The organism is Bradyrhizobium sp. 160 (genome assembly GCF_023073735.1).
Taxonomy (GTDB): Bacteria; Pseudomonadota; Alphaproteobacteria; order Rhizobiales; family Xanthobacteraceae; genus Bradyrhizobium.
Map to the genome: position 1 here is coordinate 536,721 of NZ_JADPKD010000008.1, position 16,615 is coordinate 553,335.

Annotated in this window: 14 protein-coding genes; 2 read left to right on the forward strand and 12 right to left on the reverse strand. The window is 64.6% G+C overall.

Features of this window, described 5'->3' with window-relative positions; all coding sequences use genetic code 11:
- Window positions 1–36: 36 nt before the first annotated feature.
- The 9 genes from tatC to IVA98_RS05365 form a co-directional block, all read right to left on the reverse strand.
- Window positions 37–849 (reverse strand): twin-arginine translocase subunit TatC, encoded by an 813-nt coding sequence (tatC, locus tag IVA98_RS05325; RefSeq protein ID WP_247295280.1) that lies wholly within the window; start codon window positions 847–849, stop codon window positions 37–39.
- The gene (tatB, locus tag IVA98_RS05330; protein ID WP_247354382.1) at window positions 846–1,382 is read right to left on the reverse strand and encodes a Sec-independent protein translocase protein TatB; all 537 of its coding nucleotides are present in this window, start codon (window positions 1,380–1,382) and stop codon (window positions 846–848) included. The genes tatC and tatB overlap by 4 nt, the downstream gene beginning before the upstream one ends.
- 89 nt (window positions 1,383–1,471) lie before the next feature.
- On the reverse strand, window positions 1,472–1,708 hold the full coding sequence (locus IVA98_RS05335; RefSeq protein ID WP_247276014.1) for a twin-arginine translocase TatA/TatE family subunit: 237 nt from the start codon (window positions 1,706–1,708) through the stop codon (window positions 1,472–1,474).
- Between the two features lie 163 nt (window positions 1,709–1,871).
- Window positions 1,872–2,624: an SMC-Scp complex subunit ScpB gene (scpB, locus tag IVA98_RS05340; protein WP_247354383.1), complete on the reverse strand. Its 753-nt coding sequence runs from the start codon at window positions 2,622–2,624 to the stop codon at window positions 1,872–1,874.
- Window positions 2,625–2,645: 21 nt separating this feature from the next.
- On the reverse strand, window positions 2,646–3,485 hold the full coding sequence (locus IVA98_RS05345) for a segregation and condensation protein A (protein ID WP_247354384.1): 840 nt from the start codon (window positions 3,483–3,485) through the stop codon (window positions 2,646–2,648).
- Window positions 3,482–4,510, reverse strand: a complete 1,029-nt coding sequence (nagZ, locus tag IVA98_RS05350) for a beta-N-acetylhexosaminidase (RefSeq protein WP_247354385.1) — start codon at window positions 4,508–4,510, stop codon at window positions 3,482–3,484. The genes IVA98_RS05345 and nagZ overlap by 4 nt, the downstream gene beginning before the upstream one ends.
- A 46-nt stretch (window positions 4,511–4,556) precedes the next feature.
- The gene (locus IVA98_RS05355; protein WP_247354444.1) at window positions 4,557–6,146 is read right to left on the reverse strand and encodes an SPOR domain-containing protein; all 1,590 of its coding nucleotides are present in this window, start codon (window positions 6,144–6,146) and stop codon (window positions 4,557–4,559) included.
- 140 nt (window positions 6,147–6,286) lie between these two features.
- Entirely contained in the window at window positions 6,287–8,077 is a 1,791-nt protein-coding gene (argS, locus tag IVA98_RS05360; protein WP_247354386.1) for an arginine--tRNA ligase, read from the reverse strand.
- Between the two features lie 9 nt (window positions 8,078–8,086).
- Window positions 8,087–9,295 (reverse strand): deoxyguanosinetriphosphate triphosphohydrolase, encoded by a 1,209-nt coding sequence (locus tag IVA98_RS05365; RefSeq protein ID WP_247354387.1) that lies wholly within the window; start codon window positions 9,293–9,295, stop codon window positions 8,087–8,089.
- A 122-nt stretch (window positions 9,296–9,417) separates the two neighbouring features.
- On the opposite strand from IVA98_RS05365, the gene erpA reads away from it, so the two are divergent.
- Window positions 9,418–9,747 (forward strand): iron-sulfur cluster insertion protein ErpA, encoded by a 330-nt coding sequence (gene erpA / locus IVA98_RS05370; RefSeq protein ID WP_025036472.1) that lies wholly within the window; start codon window positions 9,418–9,420, stop codon window positions 9,745–9,747.
- Between the two features lie 4 nt (window positions 9,748–9,751).
- Here erpA and IVA98_RS05375 read toward each other — a convergent pair whose 3' ends face one another.
- On the reverse strand, window positions 9,752–12,067 hold the full coding sequence (locus IVA98_RS05375; protein WP_247354388.1) for a hybrid sensor histidine kinase/response regulator: 2,316 nt from the start codon (window positions 12,065–12,067) through the stop codon (window positions 9,752–9,754).
- A gap of 133 nt (window positions 12,068–12,200) precedes the next feature.
- On the opposite strand from IVA98_RS05375, the gene xth reads away from it, so the two are divergent.
- Window positions 12,201–12,998, forward strand: coding sequence for an exodeoxyribonuclease III (xth, locus tag IVA98_RS05380; protein ID WP_247354389.1), 798 nt, complete (start codon window positions 12,201–12,203; stop codon window positions 12,996–12,998).
- A gap of 15 nt (window positions 12,999–13,013) precedes the next feature.
- On the opposite strand, the gene IVA98_RS05385 is transcribed toward xth, so the two are convergent.
- Both IVA98_RS05385 and ilvD read right to left on the reverse strand, forming a co-directional pair.
- Window positions 13,014–13,838 (reverse strand): tetratricopeptide repeat protein, encoded by an 825-nt coding sequence (locus IVA98_RS05385; RefSeq protein ID WP_247295301.1) that lies wholly within the window; start codon window positions 13,836–13,838, stop codon window positions 13,014–13,016.
- On the reverse strand, window positions 13,825–15,546 hold the full coding sequence (ilvD, locus tag IVA98_RS05390) for a dihydroxy-acid dehydratase (protein WP_247295303.1): 1,722 nt from the start codon (window positions 15,544–15,546) through the stop codon (window positions 13,825–13,827). The genes IVA98_RS05385 and ilvD overlap by 14 nt, the downstream gene beginning before the upstream one ends.
- Window positions 15,547–16,615: the final 1,069 nt, after the last annotated feature.

The following is a 16,615-nucleotide window of genomic DNA, read 5'->3' on the forward strand; positions in this document are numbered from 1 at the left end:
CCGGTGGCGGGGAATGACCCGGAGGGTTTGGCCGCCCTACTCCGCCGGCTTGGCCGGCGTCGACACGTCGGTGCCCGTGGCGGCCTGCGAGGCCGCCGCTTTCTTCTCCACCATCGCCACCGCGATGATCGAGCCCTCGTAGAGCGCCAGCAAGGGGATCGCCAGCGAGCACTGACTTAGCACGTCAGGCGGCGTCAGCACGGCCGCGATGACGAAGGCGATGACGATGAAATAGCGGCGCTTCTCGCGCAGCATCTTCGAGGTGACGATCCCGATCCGCCCGAGCAGCGTCAGGATCACCGGAAGCTGGAAGGCGATGCCGAAGGCGAAGATCAGCGACATCATCAGCGAGAGATATTCGCCGACCTTGGGCAAAAGCTGGATCTGCGCGGTCTCGTCGCTGCCGGCCTGCTGCATGCCGAGCGAGAAGCGGACCAGCATCGGCAGGACGACGAAATAGACCAGCGCAGCACCCAACACGAAGAAGAACGGGGTTGCGACCAGATACGGCAGGAACGCCTGCTTCTCGTGCTTGTAGAGGCCGGGCGCCACGAACTTGTAGATCTGCGTCGCGACGATCGGGAAAGAGATGAAGCCGGCGCCGAACAGCGCGAGCTTGAGCTGAGTGATGAAATATTCCAGCAGCGCCGTGTAGATGAACTTGGAATTCTCGGGACCGGCGACCCACACGAACGGCCAGACCAGCACGTTGTAGATCTGCTTGGCGAAGAAGAAGCAGAAGATGAAGGCAACGCCGAATCCGAGCAGCGCCTTGATCAGCCGCGACCGCAGCTCGATCAGATGGTCCATCAAAGGGGCTTTGCTGGCCTCGATATCGGCGTCGGTCATGACGCTTTGACGTCCTTGATCGCCTCGGATGGCAAGGTGTCTTGCGCGACCTGGGCCTGCTTGACCTCACGGGTGATCGCAAGCGGCTCGTTCGCTGCTGCATGCGCCTCGGCTTCCATGAAGGTCGCGGGCGTCGGCGCTTCCGGTGTCGTTGGCGTTACCGGCGCTTCACTCGAAGTCGCCAGCGCTTCACTCGAAGTCGCCGCCGGTTCGACGGCGCCACTGGCTGGCGTCTCGGCCGGCTTGTCGAGCGCATCGACGCGTAGCGCGTCGCTGACATCCTTCTGAAGCGAAGTCAGAGGATTGAAGCCGGTCGCGGCTTCCTTGACCTCGTCGAAGCTCTTCTTGAGGTCGGCCATCTCGGCCTCGCGCATCGCTTCCTGGAACTGGCCCTGGAATTCGGCGGCCATCTTGCGGGCCTTGCCCATCCACTGCCCAACCATGCGCAGCACGCCCGGCAGCTCCTTCGGGCCGATGGCGATCAGGGCCACGACCCCGATGAGGACCAGTTCACTCCAGCCGATGTCGAACATGAGGTCTTCCGTTCACGCCAGCCGCAACCGGCCCAATCCATTGCGCGCAGGATCGGGGCCGCTACCCGCGTTCTCGCGTGCTCTCCGGCTCAGACGGCCTTGCTGCCGACGTCGGACCGTGCCGCGGTCGGTGCGGCATTGTTGTGCTCGATTGACTTGGCCGGCTCGGGCTTGTCGGCGGGCTTGTCGTCGTCCTGCATGCCCTTCTTGAACGCCTTGATGCCCTGCGCCACGTCGCCCATCAGATCCGAAATCTTACCGCGGCCGAACAGCAGCAGGACCACTGCGATCACCAAGATCCAGTGCCAAATGCTGAGTGAACCCATCCTGCAACCCTCCAACGCGCATGGCCGGGGACCCGGCCGATCTTTACCGAAACCTAGGCTTGGCGGGTGTCAAAAACAAGGACCAAGGCAGCGCCAATTCGCTGTCGGCGCTACGTAAATTTGCTAGTGTTAACCGGTCGCAGGGCCCGTACACGGACGGGCATCACTCCTCGCCGCCACCTTGGCTGCCACCCTCATCGCCGCTTTCCGGCGTCTCCGGCTCGACCGCGGGCGCCAGCGCCAGATCGAGGTGCTCGCCCGGTTCCAACGGATCCTCGTCCTCACGCAGCGTCGGGTCGTCCGACGGCGTCGGCACGCTGAATCCGGTCGGCAGGCGCGAATCCAGCAGGCCAGTGCCCTTGAGCTCTTCGAGGCCCGGCAGGTCGCCGAGCTGTTCCAAAGTGAACTGCGACAGGAACTCCTCGGTGGTGCCGAAGGTCAGCGGGCGTCCGGGCGTCTTGCGCCGGCCGCGCGGCTTGATCCAGCCGGTCTCCAGCAGCACATCCAACGTGCCCTTCGAGGTGACGACGCCGCGGATCTCCTCGATCTCGGCGCGCGTCACCGGCTGGTGATAGGCGATGATCGCCAGCACCTCGATCGCCGCACGCGACAGACGCCGGGTCTCGGTGCTCTCCCGCGTCATCAGCCAGGCGAGATCGCCGGCGGTGCGGAAGGTCCATTTGTTGGCGACGCGTACGAGGTTCACGCCACGCGACGCATAGTCGGCCTGGAGCTGCTCAAGCGCGGCCTTGACGTCCACACCGTCTGGCATCCGCTTGGCCAGCGTCGCGGTATCCAGCGGTTCACTCGAGGCAAACAGGAGCGCTTCCAGCAGCCGCAATTCCTCCGGCCGTGCCTGGGATTCGTTCTCCATCGGCTCGGCCTCTTCTACCCGCGCTTCAGCCAGGCTTGCCATGGCAGATCCTCCTTCTTGCACTTAACCGACCGGCGCATCGGGCGCAGGAGCTGCGTCCGAAACCGGTTTAGGACGCCCCTTCCGGAAATAGATGGGCGCAAACGCCTCTTTCTGGTTCAGCTCGAGCTGACCTTCGCGCACCAGTTCGAGCGCGGCGGCGAAGCTCGAGGCGAACACCGTCGCGCGCTGCGTCGGATCGGCGACATGCCGGATCAGGAAGTCGTCGAGAACGCCCCAATCATCCTGTTCGCTGATGCTGCCGACCAGCCGTTCCAGCGTGGCGCGCGCTTCGGCGAGCGACCACACCGTACGCTTGGCCAGATGCACGCTCGCCAGCACGCGCGATTGGCGCTGCGCGGCATACGCGGTGAGCAGGTCGTACAGCGTCGCCGTGTATTTCGGATGCTTGATCTCGGCGATGTGCTCGGGCTCGCCGCGCGGAAAGATGTCGCGCTGCAATTGCGGCCTGTTCATCAGCCGATTGGCGGCTTCGCGAATGGCTTCCAGCCTGCGCAGGCGGTTGGCGAGCGCAGTCGCCATCTGCTCCGCGCTCGGGCCTTCCGCACTCGGCGGCTCCGGCAGCAACAGGCGCGACTTTAGGAAGGCGAGCCAGGCCGCCATCACGAGATAGTCAGCAGCGAGCTCCAGCCGGATTTTCCGCGCAGCCTCGATGAAGTGGAGGTACTGGTCGGCCAGCGCCAGAATCGAAATCTTGGCGAGGTCGACCTTCTGCTGCCGCGCCAGTGCGAGCAACAGGTCGAGCGGGCCCTCATAACCTTCGACGTCCACGACCAACGCCGGCTCACCCTCGGCAAGCTCTGCGGGCCGCCCGGTTTCGAAGGATAGGATTTCTGCGGTCATGCGGATGCCGTGTTTGCCCGTGCGATCAGTGCGTCCAGTTCTGCGCGTGCGGCCGCCCGGTCCAGCGGCTGCGGCGGCTTGCGTGCGGCGAGCGCGGCTTTCGCCCGCTCCAGTGCTCTGCCGGACAGTTCGGGTGTCTGGCGGGCGACGTCGCGCATCTCCTCGATGTTGCCGTTGCAATGCAGGGCCACGTCGCAGCCAGCCGCGAAGATGGCGCGGGTCCGCTCGGCGATATTCCCCGACAGCGCGTTCATCGACACGTCATCACTCATTAACAAACCCTGGAACCCGATTGTGCCGCGAATCACGTCAGCAATCATTGTCGCAGATGTCGTCGCCGGTTGGGCGGCGTCGATCCCGCTAAACACAACATGTGCAGTCATGGCCATCGGCAGGTCCGACAGCGGCTTGAACGCGGCGAAATCGGTCCGTTCCAGCTCGTCCCGCGGCGTGTCGACCGTCGGCAGCTTGAAATGGGTGTCGGCAGTGGCGCGGCCATGACCGGGAATGTGCTTGAGAACCGGCAGCACGCCGCCCTGCTCCAGCCCCTCGGTGACCGCGCGCGCAATCGCGGCAACCTTGCCCGGCTCCGTGCCATAAGCCCGGTTGCCGATAACGGCATCCGCACCCGGCACCGGCACGTCAGCGAGCGGCAGGCAATCCACGGTAATGCCGAGATCGGCGAGATCGGCCGCGATCAGGCGGGCGCTCAGGCGCGCCGCACTGAGCCCGAGCGCCGAATCAGTGTCGTACAAATTGGCGAATACGGCTCCCGGGGGATAGAGCGGCCAGTGCGGCGGCCCCAGCCGCTGCACCCGTCCGCCCTCCTGATCGATCAGGACGGGCGCGTCGGCAGCACCCGCCACTGCGCGCAATTCCGCAACCAATGCAGCGACTTGAGCCGGTGTCGCGACGTTGCGCTTGAAGAGGATGAAGCCCCATGGGCGTTCGGCACGGATAAACTCCCGCTCGGCGGCGGTCAGTTCCGTTCCGGATACGCCGGTAATGAAGGCCCGCGTGCTCATAACGGCCGATTAACCCTGCCCCGCGAGGGGGTCAAGGAAACGGCCGTTAATTCCTCTGGACGAAGCAGGCGGACAGGCCTGCGGACTTGAGGCTGTTGCATGCCTGCGTCGCCTCCTCGGCCGAGCCATAGGGACCGGCGAAGGCGCGGTAGACGATGCCTTTGCCCTTGTCGGTGAGATCGACGCGCTTGATCACCGGCGAACGGGACCCGAGCACACTGCCGTACTTGCTCTGAAGCACCCGATAGGACGCGGCGGCGCTGTCCTCGCTCTGCTGCGAGGAGACCTGCACGATATAGCCGCCACCGCTGCTGGCGGGCGCAATTTGCGTCGGGTTGGTCGCTGCCATCCGCTGCGGAGGCTCGGCGGTCGGTCCCGATTGCGGCGCGAGCGACAAAGGCTGGTTGGCGCTGGCATTGGCCGACGTCGGCGGATTGCGCGGCGCGATTGGCGCAGGCGGCGCGGCAACAGGTTTTGGCGCACTTGCCGGCTTGGCGGCTGCAGCCGATTGCGGCGTAGCGCTATCGGTCTGATCACCCTTCACAGCTACCGTCCTGATCGGGCGCGGCGAATTGTTCGGCAGCGTGCCGTTGCTCGGCGCCGCCCCCGCGCTCGGCGGCGGCACCATCGACGGCGACACACTCGCCACCGACGGCGGATTCGCATTCTGGTTCAGTGGCGGGAACACCACGCGGGGACCAGCCGCTCTGGCGTTGACGTCGACAGGCGCTTCCTCCCGCGGCACGATCTTCTCGGTGCCGTCACCGCTCACCATGCGATCCGGCACCTTGGCGGAGGAGTCCGTCGGCGCCGGCACGATCTTGGTCGGTGTGTTGTCGGCCTTGATGATCGGCGGCTCGCCGCTGCGGGGCGAGCCCGCATAGGTCTTGTAGGCGAAGGCAGCACCAGTCCCGACCACGGCAAGCGCCAGGATCGCCGCGACTGTCATCATGCCGCCGCGCTGCTTCTTCGGCTCGTCAAGTTCGGCCTCAGGATAGTCGCTCTGGTAGGCGTAAGGATCGTCGGGGTAGGCCGGATCGCGCTGGTAGTCCTGCTCGCCTGTCTCGAGCCGGCCATAGAGCGCATCATCATAACGCGACGGATCGGGCTGCGCGTACGGCTCCTGATAGGCCTGATCCTGATAGGTCGGATCCTGATAAGCCTGAGCGTGCTGCTGGTGGGCCTGATCCTGATAGGCTTGAGCTTGATAAGCGTGATCCTGAGAGGCGTGCGATTGATGAAAGTCCGGCTCAGGCGCAGCTGCAGTCGGCTGGGCCGAATAGCGATGCAACGGATGAACCGGGTTTACGGAGACGGAATAGTCAGGCTCCGGCGCGGGTGTCGGCTGCGGCTGTACGTTGGCGCGCCGCATCCATGACGGCGGCCCGGGCGGCGGCGAGGCCTGCTCGGCATAATCCTGGCGATCATCGTCCTGGCGATAATCGTCTTCTCGATAACTCTGGGCGGGCGCTGCCGTCGGGCGTGCGGTCGGCGGCGACTGCGCTGCGAACGGATCGGTCTGTCCGATCAGACGGGCGAGCTCGGCCAAGGGATCATTTTCCGCCTTCCCATGCTGCTCGCTACCGCGACCATAGTCATCGGAGGGAAACGGTCTGTCCTGATATCGTTCGGCCATCGTGATGATGCGTCCCTTCGGGAAAGCCGCGCGCCCCTCGACCAAGGCACGGCTTTCGACCCACAAGGCTTTCAACCAAGTCTAAGCGATCCGGCTTCTGCCGGTTACCCCCGAATTCCTCTTAAGTAGTTCGCCCCAAACTACCGCATCTCGTCCGGGGCATGGACGCCGAGGATGGCGAGGCCCGATGCCAGGACTGAGACGACGCCCTGGACCATGGCCAGCCGCGCCTTCGTAAGATCTGCATCATTATTGATAATGAAGCGTAAATAGGGCAAATCGCGCCCCTTCGTCCAAAGTGCATGAAATTCGCTGGCTAAATCGTAGAGATAAAAGGCAATTCGGTGCGGTTCGTGGGCCGCGGCGGCAGCTTCCAGCATGCGCGGAAAAATTGCGAGGCGCTTGAGAAGATCGAGTTCGACCGGGTCCGACAACCGTTCCACGGCCGACTCACTGAGCCAAGCGATCCGCGCGCCGGTATCCTCCGGCAGTTCCGGGAACACCTCAGCCCGCGCATTGCGGAAGATCGAATGGCCGCGGGCGTGACCGTACTGGACGTAGAACACCGGGTTGTCGCGCGACTGTTCCATGACCTTGGCGAGATCGAAGTCGAGCACGGCATCGTTCTTGCGGTAGAGCATCATGAAACGGACGGCATCCTGGCCGACCTCATCTACCACCTCACGCAAGGTGACGAAGTCCCCGCTCCGCTTCGACATTTTCACCGGCTCGCCGCTGCGCAGCAACTTCACGAGCTGCACGATCTTGACGTCGAGCGCGCCCTTGCCGGAGGTCGTCGCCTTCACCGCCGCCTGCATCCGTTTGATGTAGCCGCCATGGTCGGCGCCCCAGACGTCGATCATCTCCGCAAAACCACGGTCGAACTTGTTCTTGTGGTAGGCGATGTCGGAGGCGAAGTAGGTGTAGGAATTGTCCGACTTGATCAGCGGCCGATCGACGTCGTCGCCGTAGGCAGTCGCCTTGAACAGCAACTGCTCGCGGTCTTCCCAATCCTCGACCGGCGCGCCCTTCGGCGGCGGCAGGCGTCCCTCGTAGATGTTGCCCTTGGCGCGCAGGAAATCGATGGTTTTGGCAACCTGGTTGTTGCCGTTCTCGATCAGCGAGCGCTCCGAGAAGAACACGTCGTGGCGGATGTTGAGCGCGGCGAGATCGTCCTTGATCTCCTCCATCATCATCGCGATCGCCTTGGCACGCACCGTCGGCAGCCACTCCGCCTCGCTCATTCCGCGGAGCTTGCCGCCATGCTCCTTCGCCAGCGCCGCGCCGACCGGCTTCAGATAGTCACCGGGATAGAGTCCTTCCGGAATCGCACCGATGTCCTCGCCGAGCGCCTCGCGATATCTCAGGAACGCGGAGCGTGCGAGCACGTCGACCTGGGCGCCGGCGTCGTTGATGTAATATTCACGCGTGACGTCGTGGCCTGCGAACTGTAGCAGGCTCGCCAGGGCGTCGCCGAACACGGCGCCGCGGCAATGGCCGACATGCATCGGTCCGGTCGGATTGGCCGAGACATATTCGACGTTGACCTTGGAGCCGCCGCGGACGCGGCCGTAATCGACGCCCTCGCGCAGCACCGTGCGCAGCGCCTCGGCCCAGGCGGCGGGCTTCAGCGTCAGGTTGATGAAACCAGGGCCAGCGACGTCGACCTTGGCGATCAGCGCATCCGTGCGCAGCCGCTCGGCGATCTGCTCGGCAAGATCGCGCGGCTTTGCCTTTGCCTCTTTCGCCAGCACCATCGCGGCGTTGGTCGCCATGTCGCCATGGGAAGCATCGCGCGGCGGCTCAACCACCACGCGCGAGAAGTCGATGCCCTCAGGCCAGTTGGCGTCCACGGCCAGCGTACGGCAGGCGGCGTGCACGCGCGCGAGCACGTCGGCGAACAGGTGCAGGGATGAGGACGTGTCGGGCATGGCCGCCGCCTAACGCAAATCCGGGGTCGAGTCAAAGAGCCGTTGGTGCTCGGTCAGGGCGAAACGGTCGGTCATTCCGGCAATGAAATTGCCGATCCGGCGGGCGCGGTCGCCCTCATTGTCTGCCTCCGCCCCCAGCAGCCATTCCGGCGGCAGCTCGGCCGGCACCTTCAGGTACTTTGCGAACAGGTCGAACAGGATCTGCTCCGCCTCCGCCATCACCCGCATCACCCGCTTGTGGCGGTACATGTGCTGGTAGAGGAAGGTCTTGATGGCGGCCTCCTCCTCGGCGACCTCGGCGGGGAACGCGATCAGCGCCCGGCTCTGTTGGCGCACGTCCTGCGCCGATTGCGGCTTGACCGCCGCAAGGTTCTTCTGTGTCTCGGCGAACACCGCACCGATCAGATGCGAGATCAGCTCGCGCACCAGCTCGGCGCCGCGCCTGACATCTTCGAGATCGGGATAATGCGCCGAGGTCTCGGCGATGATCTCCGCCGTCAGCGGCATCAGCTTGAGATCGTCGAGCTGGAACAGGCCGGCGCGCAGACCGTCATCGATGTCGTGAGCGTCATAGGCAATGTCGTCGGCGATCGCGGCGACCTGCGCCTCGAGCGAGGCGAAGCTCCACAATTCGAGATCATGCGTCTTGATATAGTCGGCGATGCCGACGGGAACGCCATGCTCGCGATAGCGTCCACTCGGCGCGCCGCTGCGATCGGTCAACGGGCCGTTGTGCTTGACGATGCCCTCCAGTGCTTCCCAGGTCAGGTTCAGCCCATCGAACTCGGGATAGCGGTGCTCCAGCGCGGCGACGACGCGGAGGGTCTGGGCGTTGTGGTCGAAGCCGCCAAACTCCTTCAGGCAGGCGTCCAGTGCCCGCTCGCCGGCATGGCCGAACGGTGGATGGCCAAGATCATGGGCAAGCGCCAAGGTTTCGGTGAGATCCTCGTCCAGCCCGAGCTGCCGGGCCAGCGCACGGGCGATCTGGGCCACCTCGAGCGAATGGGTCAGCCGGGTGCGGTAGTGGTCGCCCTCGTGGAACACGAACACCTGGGTCTTGTACTTCAGGCGTCGGAACGCGGTGGAATGGATCACGCGGTCGCAATCGCGTCGGAACGGGCTACGGGTCCGGCTCGGGGGCTCCGCGACCAGCCGGCCGCGGCTGCGCTCGGGGTCGCAGGCAAAGGGCGCGCGGGGGGCAGCCATTCCGACGGACACGGCGAATTTAGTCCCTATCCATTTGATTCTGCGTATGGTGGCACTTAACTATGTCGGACGTGGGATACCAAATGAATTGGGCAATGAACTTGGTATGACCGCGGGACTATTGGAGACGAACGATGACGACTGCCGTGACCATCAGCGACCGGGCCGCACGCCGGATTGGGGAGATCCTCAAGGGCGAAGGGTCAGGCGCGATGCTGCGCATCTCCGTCGAGGGCGGCGGCTGCTCGGGTTTCCAGTACAAGTTTGACATCGACCGTGCCCGCACCGATGACGATCTCGTGATCGAGCAGGACAATGCCGTGGTGCTGGTCGATTCGGCCTCGCAGCCGTTTCTGGCGGGATCGCAGGTCGATTTCGTCGACGATCTGATCGGCGCCTCGTTCCGAGTCAACAATCCGAACGCGACTGCCTCGTGCGGCTGCGGGACCAGCTTTTCGATCTGAGCGCCTACGCGCCGGTGATCTGCCTTTCCTCGTCCGTCCACTCCACCTCGATCGGCATCAGCTCCGGCTGAAGCGGCGCATCCTCCGACATGACGTGGCCGTCCAGCGCACGTAGCAGGGCCGCGACCAGCGCAGGCTTGCGCAGCGGCTTGGGCAGAAAGTCCGACATGCCGGCCTCGCGGCAGATTCTGACGTCCTCGGCGAAGGCGTTGGCGGTGAGCGCGATGATCGGCAGGGCTTCGAAGCGCCCGCCTTGCGCACGGATCGCGCGGGTTGCGGCAAGTCCGTCCATGTCGGGCATGCGCACGTCCATCAGCACGACATCGTAGTCGCCTTCAGCGGCTGCCGCGACGGCGTCGACGCCGTCCGTGACGACGCGTAGCTCAACATCGAATCCGCCGAGCATTTTGCTCACGACCATGCGGTTGACGGCGTCGTCCTCGGCGACCAGCACCTTCAGCGGCCGGTCGAGCCCGGCGATGCGAGCCTTGAGCTCGTCGGCGTCATCGCGGCCGGTATCGTGGTCGGACGTCTCCGCCTGGCTCCAGGGCAACACCAGGGTGAAGCGGAAAGTCGAGCCCTCGCCCGGCATCGAGGTGACGCCGATCGTGCCGCCCATCTGTTCGATGATGCGCCGGGAAATCGCAAGGCCAAGGCCGGTGCCGCCGAAACGGCGGCTGATCGATGCGTCCGCCTGGGCGAAGTCGCTGAAGAGCTGCCCGAGCTTATCGGGGGCGATGCCGATGCCGCTATCGGTCACCGCCCATTCGACCGTCGCCAGGAGATCGCGCCGCGCCTGGCAGGTGACCGAAACCCTCACCTCGCCTTCGTCGGTGAACTTCACCGCATTGGATACGAGGTTGAGCAGCACCTGGCGGATGCGCGCGGCGTCGCCGCGCAGTGTCGGCGGCAGGTTCGGATCGAGTTCGACCTTGACTGCAAGCCCCTTGCTCTTGGCGCTCGCGCGCGCCACGGTCGCGGCGGTCTCGACCAGCGCCCGCGGCGCAAAGTCGATCGCTTCCAACGCGAAGCGGCCGGCCTCGAGCTTGGACAGATCGAGGATGTCGTTGAGGATGCGCTGGAGATTGTCACCGGACTCGCGAATCGTGGTGACGGCCTCGTGCTGCTCCGGATCGAGCTTTGTCTCCAGCAGCATGCTGGCAAGCCCGAGCACGCCGTTCATGGGCGTGCGGATCTCGTGGCTCATCACCGCCAGGAAGTCGGACTTGGCGCGGCTCTCGGCTTCGGCCTTCTCCGCGCGCCAGCGGTCGGTCACGTCGCGGCCGAAGCCGCGATAGCCGAGGAACTGGCCGTCGCGATCGTGGGCGGGCTTCGCCGTCAGCGACCACAACCGCGCCTCGCCGCCGGCGACGACCTTGATATTCATCTCATGCAGCGGCTCGGCCTGCTCCATCAGGCCGATGATGTTGTAGGCCGCGCTCTTGTCCTCGGGGCAGAGCATGTCGAGCACGTCGGCGAAGTGCGATCCCTTCAGGAGCGGAAGCGGCAGCTGCGCCACGTCAACGAAGCGCTGGGGCACGTCGACGAGATGCCCTTCCGCATCGGTCTGCCACAGCCAGTCGCTGGCGTTCTCCTGAAAGTCCTTCAGCAGCAGCGAAATGATCTCGGTCTGCCGCTCAAGCTCGAGCTGAGCCTTGAGATTGCCGAGGAAGAGGTTGCCGTGGGAGACGATGTTGCGCGCCATGAAGAATGCGAACAGCAGCAGGAACACCGCCGTCACCAGATACGGCCCGTCACCGCACAGCAGCATCGCACCGGCGCAGGCGATCGTCATGGTGGCGAGATAGACGAGGCCGGCACGGGGGAAGGTCGATAGCGTGAACGCGCCGCCCGACATCATGCCGACCATCAGGCAGGCCAGGATGAGTTGGCTGGTTGGCTCGATGCGGCTGAACAGCGCCAGCGGCAGCATGCCCCAGATCGCGGCGAGGAAGAACGCCTGCCGCGCGGCACGCGGCGAGGCCTCCCGCGGATTTCGATGCGACCGCCGCCACGAACGGACGGCGAGCGAGGCGGTGGCGGCGAGCGTCATACCCCAGATCGCGAGGAAGTCGTTCCAGCCCCTGCCCCAGAACAGGATCAGCACGATGGCGACGTTGAGCATGGTGACGGCCATTGTCACCGGGATCAGCCGCGTCACCGCCTCGATCTGCTTGGCGCGGATGCGCCGCAGCTCGCGCTCGCTGAGATCTGCGGTCAGACCATCCTCGATCTCAAAGCCGCCGAGCCAATACAGCAACGCGCCGATCACGCCGTCCCGCGGCTCAGTTCGCGTCATGGATTTGTCCGGCGATCCCATCCGAGGCACCTTTTCGGCATCAATGACCCGGCGCGCGCTTAAGCCGGGTTAATTTTGTGGGAGATTCTGCGGCCGCCTTGACGGGCGCGTTTGCATTTTGTTCTAACGGTGGCCCCGCCTGGAGCCCCTCCCAATGCCCATCAGAGTAGCCACCTGGAACGTGAACTCGGTCCGGCAGCGGATCGACCTGCTGCTGACTTGGCTGAAGGAGTGCCAGCCGGACATCGTCTGCCTCCAGGAGATCAAGTGCGTCGATGAGGCCTTCCCCCGGCTGGAGATCGAGGCGCTCGGCTACAACGTGGTCACGCATGGGCAGAAGACCTTCAATGGCGTCGCCCTGCTCTCCAAGCTCCGGTTCGACGAGACCAAATCGGGACTCGCCGGCGATGACGAGGATGCGCATGCCCGCTTTCTCGAAGGCGTGGTAACGCTCAAGCAGGGGGTCTTGCGCATCGCCTGCCTCTATCTGCCCAACGGCAATCCGGTCGGCACCGACAAATATCCCTATAAGCTCAAATGGATGTCGCGGCTTCTTGAATATTCGAAGGAACGCCTCAAGGAGGAGGTCCCGCTGATCCTCGCGGGCGACTTCAACGTCATCCCGCATGCCCGCGATGTCCACAACCCCGCCGCCTGGACCGAGGATGCCCTGTTCAAGTCCGAGACGCGGGAGAGCTTTCAGTCCCTGCTCGGGCTCGGTCTGACCGATGCCTTGCGGGCGGTCACGGATGAGCCCGGGCTTTACACCTTCTGGGACTACCAGGCCGGGGCCTGGCAGAAGAACCAGGGCCTGCGCATCGACCATCTCCTGCTGTCGCCGCAGGCCAGCGACCGGCTCACCAATGTCGGCATCGACAGCTATGTGCGCGGTTGGGAGAAGCCGTCGGACCACGTGCCGGTATGGGCGGATCTCGATCTCGAGGCGGCTTAAGGCCGCCTCTGCAGATCATTCCCGGCGGCCCTGCACCCACTGCTCCAGCATTTGCAGGCACATGGCACGGTCGTCGTCGGAGGCCTTGGCGAAGGCGCGGTTGTAGCTTTCCTTGATCCAGGTCTCCTCGGCCCCGGCGCTGTCACGCGCCAGCGTCAGCCACATCAGGCCGCGCGCGGCCTGCCGCGGCAGGCGGTCGCCGTTGAACAGCATCTGGCCAAGCAGGGCCTGGGCCTGATGCTGGCCCTTTTGTGCGGCGAGGCCGAGCCAGCGCGCGCCGTAGCGGAAATCCTCGCGCGAGGCGTCCGGCGTCTTCAGGTACAGGCGGGCCAGATCATACTGCGCGTCCGCGTTGCCGAAATAAGACGCGGCATAGGAGAACATCTCCCGCGCCCGCTCCGGATCCGACTTGATCTTCGAGTTCGGGATGCCGCTGAGATAGTAGCGGCCGAGCGCGACGAAGGCGTTGGCCACGATCTGCGCCTGAGGCGCCGACGGGCTGTCCTCGGCATGCGCATTGGCGATGCGGCTGAAATATTCGAAGGCGCGTAGATCGTCCTGGGCGACGCCGTCGCCATTGGCGTACATGCGGCCGAGCTTCCACTGCGCGATGGGATGGCCGCCCTCGGCGGCATATTGCAGAGCGCTGAGCGAGGTTTCCTGGGTTACGACCGCCGGCGGAATTCGGGTGCGAACCGTATTCGCAGCGCCCGGCAAGGTGGTCACGACCGGGATGGTCGCGTCCTTGTTCACCGGCGCACCGTCGAAGGCGAGCGCCGGCGCGGCCAGCGCTATAGCCCCCAACACAAACGCAACTATGGCACGCCTAGATGTCCGCATAGCACTGTTTCTCGTGCGCGCCGCCCGGATGGGTCACCGCCCCCCCGAGCGCTGGTCCAACCTGCTGAGCATACTTCCAGAGCGCACCCGACGTGTGGTTAGTCGCGCGAGGTGCCCATTTGGTCTTGCGCTGGGCGAGTTCCTGGTCGCTCAATTTTACGTTAAGGGTACCGGCGACGGCGTCGATCTCGATGATGTCGCCGTCCTCGAGCAGCCCGATCGGGCCGCCAATCGCGGCCTCGGGCCCGACGTGACCGATGCAGAAGCCACGGGTCGCGCCGGAGAAGCGGCCGTCGGTGATGAGCGCGATCTTGCCGCCCATGCCCTGGCCGGTCAGCGCTGCGGTGGTCTGGAGCATTTCCCGCATGCCGGGACCGCCCTTCGGCCCCTCGTAGCGGATCACGATGACTTCGCCTTCGCGATAGGTGCGCTTCTGGACCGCTTCGAAAGCATCCTCCTCACGGTCGAAGCACCTGGCCGGACCGGTGAACCTGAGGTTGGACATTCCCGCGACTTTCACGATCGCACCTTCTGGCGCCAAATTGCCCTTCAGACCGACCACACCGCCCGTGACGGTGATGGGTTTGTCTGCCGGGTGCACCACGTCCTGGTGCGGATTCCATTTCACGCTCTTGAGGTTTTCGGCGATCGTTCGACCGGTGACGGTGAGGCAATCACCGTGAAGAAATCCGTTGTCGAGCAGCGTCTTCATCAGAAGCGGGATGCCACCAACTTCAAACATGTCTTTGGCGACATAACGGCCGCCCGGCTTCAAATCCGCGACATATGGTGTCTTTTTGAAGATTTCGGCGACGTCGAACAAGTCGAACTTGATGCCTGCCTCGTGCGCGATCGCCGGTAGGTGCAGCGCAGCATTGGTCGAGCCGCCGGACGCGGCGACCACGGCGGCCGCATTCTCCAGCGCCTTGCGGGTGACGATGTCGCGCGGCCGGATGTTGGACGCGATCAGGTCCATCACCTTCTCGCCCGCGGTCATGCAGAAGGCGTCGCGGATTTCATAAGGTGCCGGCGCACCGGCCGAATATGGCAGCGCAAGGCCGATCGCCTCGGAGACGGTCGCCATGGTGTTGGCGGTGAACTGCGCGCCGCAGGCACCCGCCGAGGGACAGGCCACGCGCTCGATCTCGTCGAGGTCCTCGTCCGACATGGCGCCGACCGAATGCTTGCCGACCGCCTCGAACATGTCCTGCACCGTGACCTGCTGGCCGCGGAAATTGCCGGGCAGGATCGAGCCGCCGTAAATGAAAATCGACGGCACGTTGAGGCGGACCATGGCCATCATCATGCCCGGCAGCGACTTGTCGCAGCCGGCGAGGCCGACGAGCGCATCATAGGCGTGACCGCGAACCGTCAGCTCGACCGAGTCGGCGATGCATTCGCGCGACGGCAGCGAGGAGCGCATGCCGTCATGGCCCATGGCGATGCCGTCGGTGACGGTGATGGTGCAGAATTCGCGCGGAGTGCCGCCGGCGGATGCGACCCCTTTCTTCACCGCCTGTGCCTGACGCATCAAAGCGATATTGCAGGGCGCAGCCTCGTTCCAGCACGAGGCGACGCCGACGAAAGGCTGGTGGATCTGCTCGGTAGTCAGACCCATCGCGTAGAAGTAGGAGCGATGAGGCGCGCGCGCAGGGCCTTCCGTCACATGACGGCTCGGCAGCTTCTGCTTGTCGATCTTCGCGCGCATTGCAAACCAGTTTCCCCGGTCAACCTTTTCAGACCCGAAAAATCAGAGCCAAGATTTGAATCGACCTTGGGATTTCCCGTCGCCGTCGAAGACTGCCCGCTACCTTAAAACATTAGAGTGATTTTATTCATGTTCGGGTGTGGCTAAAAAGCGGCGGCGAGGCGAACGGTCGGTGATCAAAGTTAAATCCGGAGGAGTGTTGCGCGGATAGCACAATCGTGGCTCGGAAGACACGGATAAGCCTACAGTGATACCTCGCGGCGAGGCCCAATCTCAAACTTAGGGAGCGAAGAACCGCGCCCGGATTTAGTGGTGACAGGCAGCGCGGCTGCACTGACTCGGGGACCCGCTTTGCCTGATCATGTGGTCACACCGCCGTCGGCGCATCGCAATGATGATTGGGAGGGGATATCGTAACTCTCCGACGTGCATTTCAACGCGCACACACGCCTTCGCATCCTCGCGGCGCGTTTCGCCCGAGCTTTGCTTCGTCGCTCCACCCTCAAAGCCGAAAGGGCGCAGGGAAGGCCGGGTGCTGACCTGGCACCCACGGTCCGCTGTGCGAAAGGCACACGCAGGAAAAACTGCACAGCGGCATACAGGTGAAGCCCAACACACGGCCTTCCCTGCGCAGTGGTTTGACGGCTTATGCCGCGCTCTCCCGGGAGCCGAATTCGTTCTGGCCTCCCTCGCCCTCGTGGAAGTCACGGACACCGCGCCGGTTGGCGCCAATGCCGCATCCGCAAGAGCTTGACCGTAGCAACGACGGCCAGGACCACACGGTTTTGCCGTACGCGCGGCTCGCCTGCGCCACAGGGTTCGACGGCGTTGTGCACCTTGCCATCGACATGCTGGCGCGACGAACCTGACAGCGCCGTCCGTCTGCGCGAAGCTTAAGGGCTCACGGAGAGCAATCCGCCCTGCCCTTGGCCTTTCGCGCCCGACGCTGCCGCGTCCACCGCAAGCCCGGCTCCGCGATCATCACGACACATGATCGCCCCTCTCGGATGAGCCGGGACGGGCGGTACATACGCTATTTCCGAATTTCGGTAAAGCGGAATATTTTTGA

What these genes read in the sequence shown, in the direction of transcription:
- scpB (WP_247354383.1), bottom strand. Translation starts at nt 2,624, where the DNA reads ATGGCAAGCCTGGCTGAAGCGCGGGTAGAAGAGGCCGAGCCGATGGAG.
- IVA98_RS05335 (WP_247276014.1), bottom strand. Translation starts at nt 1,708, where the DNA reads ATGGGTTCACTCAGCATTTGGCACTGGATCTTGGTGATCGCAGTGGTC.
- argS (WP_247354386.1), bottom strand. Translation starts at nt 8,077, where the DNA reads ATGCCCGACACGTCCTCATCCCTGCACCTGTTCGCCGACGTGCTCGCG.
- ilvD (WP_247295303.1), bottom strand. Translation starts at nt 15,546, where the DNA reads ATGCGCGCGAAGATCGACAAGCAGAAGCTGCCGAGCCGTCATGTGACG.
- IVA98_RS05355 (WP_247354444.1), bottom strand. Translation starts at nt 6,146, where the DNA reads ATGGCCGAACGATATCAGGACAGACCGTTTCCCTCCGATGACTATGGT.
- IVA98_RS05385 (WP_247295301.1), bottom strand. Translation starts at nt 13,838, where the DNA reads ATGCGGACATCTAGGCGTGCCATAGTTGCGTTTGTGTTGGGGGCTATA.
- IVA98_RS05375 (WP_247354388.1), bottom strand. Translation starts at nt 12,067, where the DNA reads ATGGGATCGCCGGACAAATCCATGACGCGAACTGAGCCGCGGGACGGC.
- tatC (WP_247295280.1), bottom strand. Translation starts at nt 849, where the DNA reads ATGACCGACGCCGATATCGAGGCCAGCAAAGCCCCTTTGATGGACCAT.
- erpA (WP_025036472.1), top strand. Translation starts at nt 9,418, where the DNA reads ATGACGACTGCCGTGACCATCAGCGACCGGGCCGCACGCCGGATTGGG.
- IVA98_RS05345 (WP_247354384.1), bottom strand. Translation starts at nt 3,485, where the DNA reads ATGACCGCAGAAATCCTATCCTTCGAAACCGGGCGGCCCGCAGAGCTT.
- tatB (WP_247354382.1), bottom strand. Translation starts at nt 1,382, where the DNA reads ATGTTCGACATCGGCTGGAGTGAACTGGTCCTCATCGGGGTCGTGGCC.
- xth (WP_247354389.1), top strand. Translation starts at nt 12,201, where the DNA reads ATGCCCATCAGAGTAGCCACCTGGAACGTGAACTCGGTCCGGCAGCGG.
- nagZ (WP_247354385.1), bottom strand. Translation starts at nt 4,510, where the DNA reads ATGAGCACGCGGGCCTTCATTACCGGCGTATCCGGAACGGAACTGACC.